This window comes from Brevibacillus porteri (assembly GCF_003013475.1).
Classification (GTDB): Bacteria; Bacillota; Bacilli; order Brevibacillales; family Brevibacillaceae; genus Brevibacillus; species Brevibacillus porteri.
Genome location: NZ_PXZO01000028.1, coordinates 1 through 13376, shown reverse-complemented (window position 1 = coordinate 13376; position 13376 = coordinate 1). Strand labels below are relative to the sequence as shown.

Here is a 13376-nt window from a genome sequence, read left to right as displayed (position 1 = left end):
ATAGAGGCGTTACGAAGAAAGGGTGGCAGGAAGCTGCTGCTCCTCTACCATAGGTCGTCTCCAGTTCGGATGCTGCTCCATTTGCCAGAACGAGCGGAAAAAGAACAGGCTAAGGCTGATACTTGCAAATATGATACCGCCAAAGAATAATAGAAGCCCCGGTGTTGCGATGTTTTTGGCGAGAAGAAAGGAGCACAGTGCATAGCTGACTGGCCCAAAGCCGACGGACATCAAGGAAAGCAATGACATGACACGACCGAGCATGTTGGCAGGGACAATACTTTGAATGTAGGTGATAAACGGAATATTCGTCATACTGAGTGCCATTCCGATGAGAAAATGAGAGACAAGTCCAAAGGAAAGCTCCTCAATGAAATAATACGAGCTGATTCCAACTCCCATACATCCGAGAATGACAGGGAGTAACATAAATTTTCCACGGAATCCTTTAAACAATCCAGTCAAAATACCGCCGACAATCATGCCCACTCCAAGTGAGGTACTGAGTGAGCTAAAAGCACTCCCGTCCCATCCGAGGTCATTTACATGAATGGGAATGATCATGTTAACTGGGCCGGAGAACATCATGTTGGTGAACAATGATGTCGTTAAAATAAGAGCAAGGATCGGGATTGAATACGTAAAACGAATTCCCCCCACGATATCTTTGAAATAGGAGCTTGCCCTTGATTCTGTTGTAGACGCTGAAGTCGTGTCTTTGGTGTATGAGTGTGAATGGAGAGAGAGTACAAAGAGTGTTCCTACGAAGAAGGTGCATGCCAAGATCATAAACATGATCGGATAACTAACAGTTCCAATTAATAAGGCAGTAACTACCGGTCCGGCAACCAAGCTAATCTGATGGCATAGTTCCATTAAGGTGTTAGCTGGCGCAAGTTGTTCTCGAGAGACAAGAGAGGGCAGAATCGAGCTGCGTGCTGGCCAAAAAAATGCATCGACTGTTCCGAATAAAGCTGCCATGACGTACAGGCTTACTGGGAACCAGGCGCCATTTCCTTGAAGCATAAGCAAACTGAAGCAGGCTAAAATCATGCCCCTAACCAGAAGGGAGGAAAACATAATCCATTTTCGATTCAAACGATCAGCAGCCACCCCGCCCGCCAGCATAAAGAGGAGACGGGGGATGGACAGACAAATCAAAGTCGTGCCGAGGATTGCTCCTGAGCCCATGGCATTCACGATATACCAGTTGAGCAGGATGAAGAATGCTCCGTCAGCCATTGCCGAAAATAAAGTGCCGCACCATAACCGGACAAACGATCCATTTTTCCACAGGGAATTAGTTGTCGCCAGAGTGCTCATCTCCATTTTCCTCCTTCTTTTTCTTCACGACAATCTTGCTGGTGTAATGCTTGAATTCAGACTGTTGGTGCTCATAGTTATCTGGCAAGGATTCGTCTTCTGCGACGTAGTAACGTTCATTTGTCATGAATCCGACCGTGACCATGTAAAAGTTTTCAACCGTATCCTCCGCTTCTCCAGTAGCAATCCTCTCTAAGTAGCGATCTTCCATTTCGGATAGCTCCTCAAGTAAAGCCTGATATTTTTTGAGCCAAGCAAATATTTCTTTTCGAGGTGCTCTCACTTCGGAGCTAGCTGCAATGGCAGGAGGACGATCCTCTTGATCCGAAAAGAGCATGAATGACTCGTCTGGTGCGTTATACAGGCGATTAATACCGGAGCGCAGGTGATTTATCATCGTCTCCTGCAACAGGATACTGTCTTCGCGCAGGGAGGGCAGCAAATCATCACTAACCTTGAAGTCGTAAGCAACAGCCCGATAAAACTTTTGTACGATCCCGTTCTTTTCTTCCGTACGCACGACCTCAACGAAGCCGTGGCTTTCCAATTCCTTCAGGTGATAATGCACTTTAGAGGGAGAAAGGGAGAGAAGGGTCGCGAGCTGCTTGCCTGTGTATTCCTCCTTGACCAGCATCGTGATGATCTGTAGGCGCAAGGAATCGCTGACAGCTTTTAATTGATCCAAAGTTTCCACAACTACGTAACGTTTCAAGTCGATCAACCTCGTTTCGCTGAACGTGAATGTTTTTTTATTTTTAAACGTTCAGATTTATTTGAACGTATTGTAACAACAAAACGATCTGTTTCGCAAGATCAATTTGCGCTTATTTTTTGACAAGTGCTACAATATTGAAAACGGTGAGAGGGTGCATTCCTGTGGCGATCTTGCAACATCCCGTCTTTCGTCGTTTGTATACGGCCCACATTGTACACATCATCGGAAATGAATTTACATTTATTGCGGTCGTTGGACTTTTACATGATTTAAGTGGATCGGGTCTTTCTTTTGCGGCAGGTACGGTGTTTCGCATGATCCCTTATGTGTTTGCCAGCTTTTTCGCAGGGACGCTTGTAGAGAATTGGGATAAACGGAGGGTCATGATTGTCGTCAATTTGCTTCGCGGCATTCTCGTCAGTTTGTTTTTCTTCATCACATCCGCGGCCTACTTATGGGTGGCTTTTTTGTTATTGATTCTGGTCAATATTTGTAGTGCTTTTTTTCAACCAGCCATGCAAGTAGCGATCGTACAATCCGTGGAGGAAAAGGATAGGCTGGCTGCGAATTCCCTTTTGCAGGGGACGACTTCGTTTCTCATTATTGTTTGTCAGGGTGTGGCAGCAGTTCTGGTTTACTTGTTCTCCTACCGTTACAACTTTTTGCTCGATGCCGCCTGTTATTTGTTGTCTCTGTTTATCTTGCTTCCGCTCCCGCATATCGCTAACCATGTTGTATCGAAAGCGGCTGTACCTTTTATGGAAAGGCTAAAAGAGGGCTTCCGTTATATCGGCAAACATCGGGAAATTGGCAGTGTGATCGGCTATCAGATGGCGGAACGAGTATGTGGCGCCTATTACATTATGCTGATGTACTATGTTCTTACGGAGCGGGGAGAGGGCTTGTATGTGTTCGGACTCTTGGATATTCCGCTGGGCCTCGGGGGTGTGATCGCTGGGATTGCCGTGAACAAGCTGTCTGACAGCCTGAGTGAAAAGGGAACGTGGCGTGTCCAAGGCTGGGCACTCGTTGCGATGGGCTGCTCGATTATCGCTGTGTTTCATACGAAACCACTACTTGGGCTGGCCATTGCCATCCTCTTTGCATCAACGGCTCAGTTTGGCTCGTCGATATTGTCTGTAACGAAGCTTCAGCGACTGTCTGATCCTGCTTATTTGGCTCGCGTATTTTCCATTCGGGAAATGGCGACCATGGGAAGCTTTTCTGCGAGCTGCTTGATTCTCGGATTCAGTGCGGAGCAGGTCGGGAGTGCCGCTGTATCCGTATGGCTTGGTTTCTTTGGGGTTGCAGCAGGACTTCTGTGGCTTTGGAGCCGTCGTAAGTTGCAAAAGATCGCAGACGTACAGTTAGACTTAGGATAGATTCCTCTGCTTATTTGGAGCAGAGGCTCTTTTTTTATACAAAACAAAACTTTTAGATTTAATAAATATAATTATTGAAAAAGTATGAATCCAATTATACAATGAATGGAAAAAAGAGAAAAAGGAAGATGCAGCATGAAGGAATTATGGCGGCAGCGTTCATTTCGCTGGTACTGGCTGGGGATGTTTTTATCTGGTCTGGGGGATCAGTTTGGCTGGATGGGCTTAACGTGGTTTGTCATGAATAAAACAGGCTCACCTGCTGCAATGGGTGGAGTTGTTCTTGCGTATATGCTCCCTGCTGTTTTTGCTGGTTTAGTGGCGGGAGTTTTGCTGGATCGGTTTGATCGACGCAAGCTCATCATGATGGACAATGTGGCGCGAGGACTTATTTTTATAGCATTGGTCGCATTATTGCAGATCGATCAAGTTCCGCTTTTTGTGATATACGTACTGATTGTGATTGCAGGAATCCTTTCTCCGCTGAGCACAGCTGGGGCGCAGACTTTGTTGCCGAGAATCGTTTCGGACAAAAATCAATTGGTCAAAGCAAATGGCGTGATGGAAACACAATGGCAAATTGTTTATATGTTTGGTCCGGCACTCGCGGGTGTTTTAATCGGGTTGATTGGTGAAGCTTATGTTCTGTTGATCGATGCGGCCAGCTTTTTTGTATGTGCCTTCTGCTTCTCCCGGTTGCCGCGTGAGCTTACGAAAAGTGCAAATCCTACTGTGATGGTAAAAGGTCAAATGGGAGTATTCTTTCGTTCTCTCTTGAGTGACATGCGGACAGGGTATCGCTACATATTGGGACGCAAGCAATTGATTATTCTTATCTTTTTTACATTTTTATTTAACATGTCGTACGGTCCGATTGAAATTGCACTACCCCTGTATGCGAATCAGGATTTGGCAGGAGGAGCTGTTGCATTAGGGATGCTGTGGTCTTCTTTGGCAGTCGGGGCATTACTAGGCTCTCTCTTTTTCTCAACGATTACGTGGAAACTTCCGTTGGGTTCGACACTAGCAGGGATTATCGTAGCGTGGGGATTGACCACATTGCCGATCGCATTATTCTCGAGGTTGGAGATCGCGATGGCTTCGATGGTTATGGCGGGCTTTTGCTTTGCTCCTTATAACATCATGTACAGAAGCTATCTGCAAAAACAGGTGCCTGATGCTCTCTTGGGGCGGGTATTGACCAGTGTTCGTACGATTACGGGGACAGGAATGCCAGCAGGAGCGGCTGTCTCTGGCTTCCTCATACCCTTTTTGGGCGTTCAAGGGATCATTGGAGCCGGAGCAGCCGTATGTATCATTTTCGGTCTCCTTGCATTCGGGGCATTGAAAAACTTGGAGGATTCCTCCTCACTTTCGATTGAGGAGAGGTGAGACGAGATGTTTTAGCCACTGAGGCAATAGGAAGTAGATGCGGGAGAGCGCATGCAGACGAAATGGCATGGCAACCTCCGGACGCTTTGCTTCCGCTGCTCGATAAATGGCCCTTGCCGTTTGTTCCGGTTTCAATAAATACCGACTCACTTTGCTGCGATAGCTACCCGTTTTGTCTGCTTTATCCAAAAAGGGCGTGTCGATCGGTCCTGGCATCGCACACGTCACAGCAATTCCAGTGCCTTGCAGTTCGTGGCGCAATCCTTCACTAAAGCGAATAACAGCTGCTTTGCTGGCTGCATACACCGCAGCTTTGGCAGTTGCGACCTGTCCGGCAAGTGAGGCAACTGTGATAATATGACCTTGCTTTTGTTGAAGCATCATCGGCAAAAAGGCGCGGGTTGTGTAGAGAACACCGGAAATATTCGTCCGCAATGTTTCTTCCAGCTCTTCTACGCGCATGTCGATCAGCGGTTCAAAGACAGCCATCCCGGCATTGTTGTAAAGAAAATCGCAACACTCGAAACGGATGTTCACCCACGCAGCGAACTGCCGAATGTCTTCGTTGCTGCTGACATCTAACGGGTAATGATGGAGATGATTCGGATAAGCGTTTTGTAACAAAACGAGTTCCGCGTTGATAGCTCTGCGACTCGTGGCAATGACACAATCCCCTTTTTCTAAATGAAGTCGAGTCAAAGCTAGACCAAGGCCACCAGAAGCACCGGTGATGACGACAATACGGGGAGTCGACATGTCATCCACTTCTTTCTTGTGTAGAGTTTTGATTTCCACTGTGAATGGCAAAGTATAAGCCCCCTAGTTGTTGTGAAGGCTAGCCTCTAGGGGGTGAATGCACATGCCAGCAGTAAAATGTTCTGTAGCAAACTGTGAGTACTGGGCGCAGGGCAATCTTTGCAGCGCCGAAGAAATCATGGTAGAGATTGACGCACACGCCACCGTAAACGTGAAAGAAGAATTCGCGGGCGAGTACGGTCAAAACACGCAGCATCAGGATCAGGCAAAGACATCGTCTGAGACCTGTTGTCTGACGTTCAAGCCGAAGACATCAGCGAAGAAATAACGCTGTCTCGGCGCAAAAAGGACGTATCCCAAAACGGTGATACGTCTTTTTTCTATTCAACCTATACGCTTGTCCTAGCTGGAAAAAGCTCGTTGACTTTTTGGGCAACCTCTTCCCAAGAAGTGACTCGATGGACGAGTGGAGGTAGGGACGCTTGATTATACGGAGTGTCAAACAAGAACACGGGAATTTGCAGCGCCTCTGACAATTGCAAAGCGTTCTCCAGACGATCCTCCAAAAAGAGGTCCACGCCCCATTTTCGGGCAGCTGACAGCTTGTCGTGGCTCCCAATCAAATCCACTTCATGGTGAGGGATATTGTAGCGAGCAAACCATTGTAAGGTCACATCGCGATGACGATCCTCTCGAGCACTTATATATACCAGCTTGTGGGAGGTAAACCAATCGCGCAAAACCTGATCGGCAATTCCGTGAACAGGCGCACCATCATAAAGGCGTTCCCCGTTTTGATCCAGCCACATTTCAAACTCTGCGTCTGTGATTTGATACACGTTGGCTAAATTGTACTCCACACAGTCTTCATATCGTAAATCTCTTCCAAAGCTCTCATTCATCAACGGAACAATACTGCTAGGTGATGTGACTGTGCCGTCAATATCAATGCCAATCGTTAGGATTTTGTCTGGTTTCATTCTCTCGCCTCCCGTTTAAATTGTACAACGTAGGCAGACAATAAGGCTACTTCCTTCACTTAAATAATCCTTTACCAAAAAAGGGGCTGAGCATGCTATGTTGGATCGACACGAACGTAATGATGCGAAGCGGAAGGAAGATACCGGTTTTTCCGAGACGGTTGATCAGCACGACAGGGAGTTTGCAGCGAATACTTGGACACAGGCCGTTTTTGACGAAGAGGAAGAGCGGTCGAGGCGCAGGGTTCACTATGACCCCCACTCCTTTACAGAGCGCTATACAGGCGAGCTGGATGAGGAGCGTAACGACTTTTCGGAGCGTTTGGATGGCGTTGTCCTGACAAAAGAGGACCGTTCACGGGTCGCCAAAGTCAGAGATGACGACATCGAGGCGGCGGCGGAGATCGCCGAGCCGTTTCCGACCAGTCGTGCTGCCAGTGAGATCGACACAGACGAGGACAGCCGGGAAAATGGGGCCACCGGTATTGGAATGACTGGCTTGGGCTTATCGATCCTGTCCCTGTTTCTCATGCCGTACTTGGTGGCTCCAATTGGTATGGTGCTTGGCTATCTGGCGTATCGACGCAACTCGAAGACGCTGGGAGCCTGGGCGATGATCGTAGGTGCTATTGCCATTTTGGGCGCATTAGTCATCTACCCGTACTATACGGCTCGCTAAAAGTATCAAACCGCAAAACCTCTCCGGTTCATTCAGCCGGAGAGGTTTTTGTGTTGCCCCACTGCTATTTGTACAAGGAGGAGACGAAAGGTGTAATCGCTGCGATAACAGCGTCACAAAATACATCAGAACGACTTACACGATTATCCGTTAAAAGGGAATAGGCGCCGCCGCGGTGATTACTGCCGACGGTTTTCCCCCATTCATCTATGATGGTACTGAGCTCGATTTGCTCGTGCTGGATTCGGTGGACGGCTTGATTCGGGATAGGAAAAGCCAATCCCTTTCCAATAAAGAGCTCATTTCCATTCCAGGCTGCGCAGATGGAAATCAAATACCACTGTTTGGTAAACGGCTCATCGTACATAAGTCCGCCTTCCAGACCTAGCCCAATCTCTGCTTCTGGGGTTTGACTATGTGCAGCTTTTGCTCGATTGATCGCTCCTGTAATCGTCTCTTCTTCACTCATCGGCTGAGCCGCTACGCCAGAGGGGACAGATAAGCAGAAAGGTTCCGTTCCGGTTGCTTTTTGTACAGCGAGACGTTTTGCTTCATTTTTCGTTCCGAGTGCATAGCGGAAAATATGATAATCCAACGGCTTGTTCCACCTCTTTCCATCATCGATGCTAGTGCTAGTATACCACCTTTTGATTCGACCGCGATTCCCCAGGTTGTGATAAGATAATGCATAGAGAAAAGTCAGACCTAGCATCCGAAAGAGAAAGAGGAGTGGACGATGAAATTTACAAAGCTGCATGGCTTGGGTAATGATTACGTTTACGTCAACTGTTTTGAGGAAGATTTGTCAGGTGTAGATTTACCCGAATTGGCAAGAAGGGTGAGCGATCGGAATTTTGGCATTGGTGGCGATGGACTGATCCTCATTATGCCATCTGAGCGAGCAGACTTTCGCATGCGGGTATTTAACAATGATGGCAGCGAAGCAAAAAATTGCGGAAACGGCTTGCGTTGTGTGAGTAAGTACGTTTACGATCATGCTTTGACTCAGCAAACAACGTTTACCGTGGAGACGTTGGGAGGGACCGTTACTCCTGTTGTATCGCTTGGAACAGACGGTAAGGTCGATCAAGTAACAATAGATATGGGAGAGCCTCATTTTGAGCGAGCAGCAATTCCGATGACAGGCATTCCTGAAGAGCAAGTGCGAGAAGAGGTAATCGAAGTCGGTGGAACTGCGTTTACGATGACGGCTGTTTCGATGGGCAATCCTCATGCCATCCTTTTCGTGGATGAAGTGAAGGAAGAAGATGTTCGTCACTACGGGCCAATGATCGAGTATCACGAATGGTTCCCTGAGCGAACCAATGTCGAATTTATCCAAATATTGAATCAAGAGGAAATTCTTTTCCGTGTATGGGAGAGGGGTTCGGGTGTAACGCTTGCCTGTGGGACAGGAGCTTGCGCTGCTGCAGTAGCTGCCCACTTGAGTGGAAAGACCGGTAGAAAAGTCACTGTTCATCTGGCAGGAGGCGATCTCTTTATTGAATGGAAGGAAGCGGATAACCGTGTCTATATGACGGGTCCGGCTACTGAAGTTTTTTCTGGTAAGTATTTGGGGGAGATCCCATTTAAATAGCAGCAAGCCAAAACCGTTCCGTCGAAATCGACAGGAGCGGTTTTTTCACAAAAAATAGCGTGGTCACGGCGAATCCTTCATGCCGTCACCACGCTATCGAATTCGAATAAGTGTCACGCGTTGTACACCTCATTTAGGTATGCGACGTCCGTGCGATCGTACTGAGGAGTATTTTTGTTCATCTTCGCTAGTTCCGCTTGCAGTCTTTTCAATTCGGCTTCCATCTTCTTGATTTCTTCTTGCATGGCTTGTGCTGTCATGGTGGTTCTCTCCTTGTTGTCATTTTTTATCTAAATTTATTGACTATTCTAACGAAAGGCCAAAACAATGTAAATAGCCTATATCTGGATGTAAGCGTTTTATTCGTGAATAGTCTGTGAACGCTTGTTCAGATTGTCTGATTTGGCCTTTTGAGAGCAACGAACTCGGGGAAAAATAAGGTCGAGAAGTGTAATACTTTATATGTTCTTTACGAAAAGTCATGTTATGATGAAGCGTAGTATTCGGGCATCTTGCCCTTAGGAAGGTGTGTACTGGTGATTTACTTGGACAACAGTGCGACTACCCGGCCTCATCCTCAAGTGATTGAAACCGTTAGACGCGCGATGGAAAGCTACTATGGAAACCCGTCTTCTTTGCATCAAAAAGGAGTAGAGGCGGAAAATGTACTGAAGCAGGCGCGAAAGGTTGCCGCTCAGTATTTGGGCTGTAAAGAAAGTGAAGTTATTTTTACTTCAGGTGGTACGGAGAGCAACAATACGGCGATCAAGGGTATAGCCTTTCAATATCAAAACAGAGGGAAACATATTATTACGACACAGGTAGAGCATCCGGCTGTTTACGATGTTTGCAAACAGTTGGAAGGCCTAGGGTTTACTGTGACGTATCTGCCGGTAGATCGTGAAGGTCGCGTATCGGTAGAAGCTGTTCAGAAAGCAATGCGTCCGGATACGATTCTCGTTTCGGTCATGCATGTGAACAACGAGCTGGGAACTATTCAACCGATCTTGGAAATCGGACAATGGTTGAAGCAATTCCCGAAAGTCTTGTTTCACGTCGATGCTGTCCAAGGAATTGGGAAAGTTCCTTTGCGCATCAAGGATTCAGGGATTGATCTGTTGAGCGTCTCTGCTCACAAGTTTTACGGACCCAGGGGAGTCGGCATTTTGTATAAACGGGAAGGCTTGATCATTCACCCGTTGATGATGGGTGGCGGCCAAGAAGGCGGAGTTCGCTCAGGTACGGAAAACCTCCCAGCCATCGCCGGTATGGCAAAAGCAATCCGGATTTTAGAAGAACTAGGCAGCGTGGAGATGATCAGGCTGCAAAAATTGAATCAACAGCTTCGTCAAGGGATTGCAACGATTGAAGGTTGCATAGTGAATACCCCGGAAGCGAATACGGCTCCCCATATTATGAACTTGTCAGTACCAGGAGTAAAAGCGGAAGTCTTGTTGCATGCTTTGGAGGAAAAAGGCTTTCTGATATCCACCAAGTCTGCATGTTCATCCAAAGTCAATGAGCCAAGCAGAGTACTGACTGCGATTGGTATTGAGCGGGATTGCGCGTTGTCGTCTTTGCGGGTTAGTTTGGGCCGGGAAAATACAGCGGAGGACATTCAGCAGTTTTTGAAGGCGTTAGAGGAATGCGTCAGTGTGCTTCGTTCTTATATAAAACAACAACCTGCCCCCGCTCATAGAAAATAGTGTGGACAACTAAAAGGAGATAAATATGAACTACGATGTTATTTTAATTCGTTATGGTGAGTTGGCGCTTAAAGGAAAAAACCGCGATCAATTCGAAGAGGCACTTGTAAAAAGTGTGAGAAACGTACTGCGCTCGTTTTTTAAAGTAAAAGTTCGACGCAATTACGGTCGGATGTATGTGGAGCTGCATGGCGAGGACGCTTATGCGGTTATGGAGCGTTTGAAACGTGTATTTGGTATTTCTTCCTTTAGTCCGACGATCCAGGTAGATCCTGATATTGAAACGATCAAGGAAAAAGCGCTGGACTTGGTCCGTCAAATGGACCCACAGCCGCGCACTTTCCGTGTAGTTTCTCGTCGTGCAGATAAACGCTATCCAATTCAATCGATGGAAGTGAACCGCATGGTGGCAACACACATCTTGCGTGCCCTTCCAGCTATCAGTGTAGATTTGCATGAGCCGGATATGATTGTTAATGTAGAAATTCGCACGGAGGGTACTTACATTAGCTGTGAAACCATCCCGGGACCAGGTGGCTTGCCAGTTGGGGTGAGCGGAAAAGTACTGCTGCTTCTATCTGGGGGTATCGACAGTCCTGTAGCTGGTTGGATGATGCTGAAGCGTGGTGTGACGCTTGAAGCGATTCACTTCCACAGCTACCCATTTACGAGCGAGCGTGCTTTGCAAAAAGTACGGGATCTAGCACATAAGCTGACCAAATGGGGAGGAACAGTCCGCCTCCATGTCGTACCGTTTACAGAGATTCAAACTGCCATTCGTGAAAAATGCCCAGAAGACTATTTGATCACCATCATGCGTCGCTTTATGATGCGCATATCGGAGCGTGTAGCGGAAAATACCAATGCGAAGGCACTCGCAACAGGGGAAAGCCTCGGTCAAGTCGCATCGCAAACCTTGGAAAGCATGGACACGATCAACAAGGTGATTTCGATTCCAATCCTGCGACCGCTCGTCGCCATGGACAAAGTAGACATTGTAGACCTTTCTCGCCAAATCGATACGTACGAGCTGTCTATTTTGCCGTATGAAGACTGCTGCACAGTGTTTACACCGAAAAATCCTGTGACGCGACCGAAGCCTCGCCTCGCTGCAAAATTTGAGGAAGCACTGGATGTAGAAGCGCTAGTGAAGGATGCTGTAGCGAGAACTGAAATAGAAGAGATTACAACGAAGCCAATAGAAACGACAACCGACCTGTTCTAAATACAAGTATAGAGAAAATCGCGACACGGGGGAGAAGGAACCATGATAATCCGTTATGAGCGCAATGGTAAGGTGAAGCATGGCTGGATGGTGGAAGAGGATCACAAAGTACGCGTGATTGAAGGGGACATTTACAAAATCCATACGGCAAAACCGATCATGACGGGCCTTGAGCTGTCTTTGGATGAGGTCACGTTGAAGGCGCCAAGTGATCCAAGCAAGGTCGTATGCATCGGATTGAATTACCGGGACCATGCGGCTGAGATGGGGATTGACCTGCCAAAAGAACCGTTGATGTTTTTGAAGCCGTCAACAACTGTCATTGGACCTGGTGAGCCCATCGTCTATCCAAAGCTGACGCAGAACCTTCATTATGAAGGCGAACTCGCCGTGGTGATTAAGAAAGAGGCCAAGAAGATCAAGGCTGCGGATGCAGACGATTATATCTTGGGATTCACTTGTGCGATTGATGTGACCGCGCGCGATCTGCAGATGAGCGATGGGCAATGGACACGGGCAAAAGGTTTTGATACATTTTGTCCGCTTGGACCTGCTATTGCGGCTAAACTGGATTATCATAACTTGCGTATCGTGACACGAGTAAACGGGGAAGTGCGTCAGGATGCTTGCACTGACCAATTGATTTTTTCGATTCCACAATTGATCGAGGCTGTATCTGCGGTTATGACGCTTCGTCCTGGCGATGTTATTTTAACCGGGACTCCATCTGGTGTAGGTGAGCTTGTTCCAGGTGATGAAATTTCGGTAACCATTGAAGGGATCGGAACCTTAACGACTCATGTAGTGGCTGAAGAGTAGTCATACATTCTTTAATAAGATCGACCAAGCCCCCTGCTTGTGTGAAGTGGGGGCTTGGCTTTTTTATTTTATTCTTCTTTGTTCGGGTCATCATGAATGGGATGCGCGGATGGGTCTTGTCTAGGAAGGTCTTGATGCATCTGCCGTGTTTCGTAAGTGAACCGAGTGGTGGTGGAATGTTGTCCGGGCTCCCAGCCAGTTGCTTTCCCTAAGCGAGTTTCGTTGGTGGCAGCCCCAAATGGTCCCTCAGGGAATTCTTCCTGAAGGATTTCATTGCGCTGCGACTCTACAGTAGATAATTCACTGTAATTGTCGTTTTCGTATTCTTCATAGGTTGGTTTTGGATCCATAGTAACACCGCCGTTTATTTGTTGGGTACTTCACGGTTACGCAGCTTAAACGCCCAGCGGTTATAGTTTGAAATAAAAAGAGAATCACTATTCGTTTTTCCTATTGACTCCTCCATTCATTTCATTTATATTTAAATTCTGCTCGAAACAATCAATACACATAAAAAATCACTGATAAAAAAGTGAGAGAAACACTTGACTTATGCCTGGTGATTTTGTTATATTAGATCTTGTCGCTGCTGAACGAAGCGAATTGGTTGAAAAAACCTCTTGCAAAAACAGTTGCGATATGATAAGATAGAAAAGTCGTCTTCGGGCGAATGACACAAAAAATGCTCTTTGAAAACTGAACAGCGAAAGCGTTAATGAGTCTATCATTAAATGATTTGCCAGCTTTGAACCAGTAACAAACTTTATTGGAGAGTTTGATCCTGGCTCAGGACGAACGCTGG

16 protein-coding genes are annotated in these 13376 nt (G+C 47.0%); 8 read left to right on the top strand and 8 right to left on the bottom strand.

Features of this window, described 5'->3' with window-relative positions:
* Window positions 1–9: 9 nt before the first annotated feature.
* Both C7R92_RS15855 and C7R92_RS15850 read right to left on the bottom strand, forming a co-directional pair.
* Complete coding sequence (locus tag C7R92_RS15855) at window positions 10–1329, bottom strand: MFS transporter (protein ID WP_106834921.1); 1320 nt, start codon at window positions 1327–1329, stop codon at window positions 10–12.
* Entirely contained in the window at window positions 1301–2035 is a 735-nt protein-coding gene (locus C7R92_RS15850) for a transcriptional regulator (RefSeq protein WP_106834920.1), read from the bottom strand. Before C7R92_RS15850 ends, C7R92_RS15855 begins: the two co-directional genes overlap by 29 nt.
* A gap of 164 nt (window positions 2036–2199) precedes the next feature.
* Between C7R92_RS15850 and C7R92_RS15845 the strand changes: the two genes are divergently transcribed.
* Both C7R92_RS15845 and C7R92_RS15840 read left to right on the top strand, forming a co-directional pair.
* A complete protein-coding gene (locus tag C7R92_RS15845) occupies window positions 2200–3420 on the top strand; it encodes an MFS transporter (protein ID WP_106834919.1) in 1221 nt (406 codons plus the stop codon).
* Between the two features lie 135 nt (window positions 3421–3555).
* Entirely contained in the window at window positions 3556–4812 is a 1257-nt protein-coding gene (locus C7R92_RS15840) for an MFS transporter (protein WP_106834918.1), read from the top strand.
* Here C7R92_RS15840 and C7R92_RS15835 read toward each other — a convergent pair.
* The gene (locus C7R92_RS15835; RefSeq protein ID WP_106834917.1) at window positions 4789–5619 is read right to left on the bottom strand and encodes an SDR family NAD(P)-dependent oxidoreductase; all 831 of its coding nucleotides are present in this window, start codon (window positions 5617–5619) and stop codon (window positions 4789–4791) included. The genes C7R92_RS15840 and C7R92_RS15835 overlap by 24 nt on opposite strands.
* A 52-nt stretch (window positions 5620–5671) precedes the next feature.
* Between C7R92_RS15835 and C7R92_RS15830 the strand changes: the two genes are divergently transcribed.
* A complete protein-coding gene (locus C7R92_RS15830; protein WP_069847544.1) occupies window positions 5672–5896 on the top strand; it encodes a DUF1540 domain-containing protein in 225 nt (74 codons plus the stop codon).
* Between the two features lie 61 nt (window positions 5897–5957).
* Here the strand turns inward: C7R92_RS15830 and C7R92_RS15825 are convergent, their stop codons facing one another.
* A complete protein-coding gene (locus tag C7R92_RS15825; RefSeq protein WP_069847542.1) occupies window positions 5958–6548 on the bottom strand; it encodes a 5' nucleotidase, NT5C type in 591 nt (196 codons plus the stop codon).
* Between the two features lie 97 nt (window positions 6549–6645).
* Between C7R92_RS15825 and C7R92_RS15820 the strand changes: the two genes are divergently transcribed.
* Window positions 6646–7227 carry a DUF1700 domain-containing protein gene (locus C7R92_RS15820; protein ID WP_106834916.1) on the top strand — a complete coding sequence of 194 codons (582 nt, stop codon included), beginning with the start codon at window positions 6646–6648 and terminating at the stop codon, window positions 7225–7227.
* 64 nt (window positions 7228–7291) lie between these two features.
* Here the strand turns inward: C7R92_RS15820 and C7R92_RS15815 are convergent, their stop codons facing one another.
* Window positions 7292–7822 (bottom strand): DUF84 family protein, encoded by a 531-nt coding sequence (locus C7R92_RS15815; RefSeq protein WP_083261632.1) that lies wholly within the window; start codon window positions 7820–7822, stop codon window positions 7292–7294.
* Between the two features lie 141 nt (window positions 7823–7963).
* Between C7R92_RS15815 and dapF the strand changes: the two genes are divergently transcribed.
* Window positions 7964–8824, top strand: coding sequence for a diaminopimelate epimerase (dapF, locus tag C7R92_RS15810; protein ID WP_106834915.1), 861 nt, complete (start codon window positions 7964–7966; stop codon window positions 8822–8824).
* A 113-nt stretch (window positions 8825–8937) separates the two neighbouring features.
* On the opposite strand, the gene C7R92_RS32345 is transcribed toward dapF, so the two are convergent.
* Window positions 8938–9084, bottom strand: coding sequence for a hypothetical protein (locus tag C7R92_RS32345; protein WP_017250402.1), 147 nt, complete (start codon window positions 9082–9084; stop codon window positions 8938–8940).
* A 276-nt stretch (window positions 9085–9360) separates the two neighbouring features.
* Here C7R92_RS32345 and C7R92_RS15805 point away from each other — a divergent pair, with 276 nt between their 5' ends.
* The 3 genes from C7R92_RS15805 to C7R92_RS15795 are packed head-to-tail and all read left to right on the top strand — an operon-like array spanning window position 9361 to window position 12574.
* Window positions 9361–10530: a cysteine desulfurase family protein gene (locus C7R92_RS15805; RefSeq protein WP_106834914.1), complete on the top strand. Its 1170-nt coding sequence runs from the start codon at window positions 9361–9363 to the stop codon at window positions 10528–10530.
* A gap of 25 nt (window positions 10531–10555) precedes the next feature.
* The gene (gene thiI, locus C7R92_RS15800; protein ID WP_106834913.1) at window positions 10556–11755 is read left to right on the top strand and encodes a tRNA uracil 4-sulfurtransferase ThiI; all 1200 of its coding nucleotides are present in this window, start codon (window positions 10556–10558) and stop codon (window positions 11753–11755) included.
* A gap of 42 nt (window positions 11756–11797) precedes the next feature.
* On the top strand, window positions 11798–12574 hold the full coding sequence (locus tag C7R92_RS15795; RefSeq protein ID WP_069847536.1) for a fumarylacetoacetate hydrolase family protein: 777 nt from the start codon (window positions 11798–11800) through the stop codon (window positions 12572–12574).
* A 68-nt stretch (window positions 12575–12642) separates the two neighbouring features.
* On the opposite strand, the gene C7R92_RS15790 is transcribed toward C7R92_RS15795, so the two are convergent.
* On the bottom strand, window positions 12643–12924 hold the full coding sequence (locus C7R92_RS15790; RefSeq protein ID WP_007720859.1) for a hypothetical protein: 282 nt from the start codon (window positions 12922–12924) through the stop codon (window positions 12643–12645).
* A gap of 168 nt (window positions 12925–13092) precedes the next feature.
* A partial coding sequence (locus tag C7R92_RS32595; RefSeq protein ID WP_208636213.1) for a hypothetical protein occupies window positions 13093–13376 on the bottom strand: 284 nt, incomplete at its 5' end.

Coding starts and splice junctions, on each gene's coding strand:
- C7R92_RS15855 (WP_106834921.1), bottom strand. CDS start 1,329: ATGGAGATGAGCACTCTGGCGACAACTAATTCCCTGTGGAAAAATGGA.
- C7R92_RS15840 (WP_106834918.1), top strand. CDS start 3,556: ATGAAGGAATTATGGCGGCAGCGTTCATTTCGCTGGTACTGGCTGGGG.
- C7R92_RS15830 (WP_069847544.1), top strand. CDS start 5,672: ATGCCAGCAGTAAAATGTTCTGTAGCAAACTGTGAGTACTGGGCGCAG.
- C7R92_RS15825 (WP_069847542.1), bottom strand. CDS start 6,548: ATGAAACCAGACAAAATCCTAACGATTGGCATTGATATTGACGGCACA.
- C7R92_RS15820 (WP_106834916.1), top strand. CDS start 6,646: ATGTTGGATCGACACGAACGTAATGATGCGAAGCGGAAGGAAGATACC.
- dapF (WP_106834915.1), top strand. CDS start 7,964: ATGAAATTTACAAAGCTGCATGGCTTGGGTAATGATTACGTTTACGTC.
- C7R92_RS32345 (WP_017250402.1), bottom strand. CDS start 9,084: ATGACAGCACAAGCCATGCAAGAAGAAATCAAGAAGATGGAAGCCGAA.
- thiI (WP_106834913.1), top strand. CDS start 10,556: ATGAACTACGATGTTATTTTAATTCGTTATGGTGAGTTGGCGCTTAAA.
- C7R92_RS15795 (WP_069847536.1), top strand. CDS start 11,798: ATGATAATCCGTTATGAGCGCAATGGTAAGGTGAAGCATGGCTGGATG.
- C7R92_RS15790 (WP_007720859.1), bottom strand. CDS start 12,924: ATGGATCCAAAACCAACCTATGAAGAATACGAAAACGACAATTACAGT.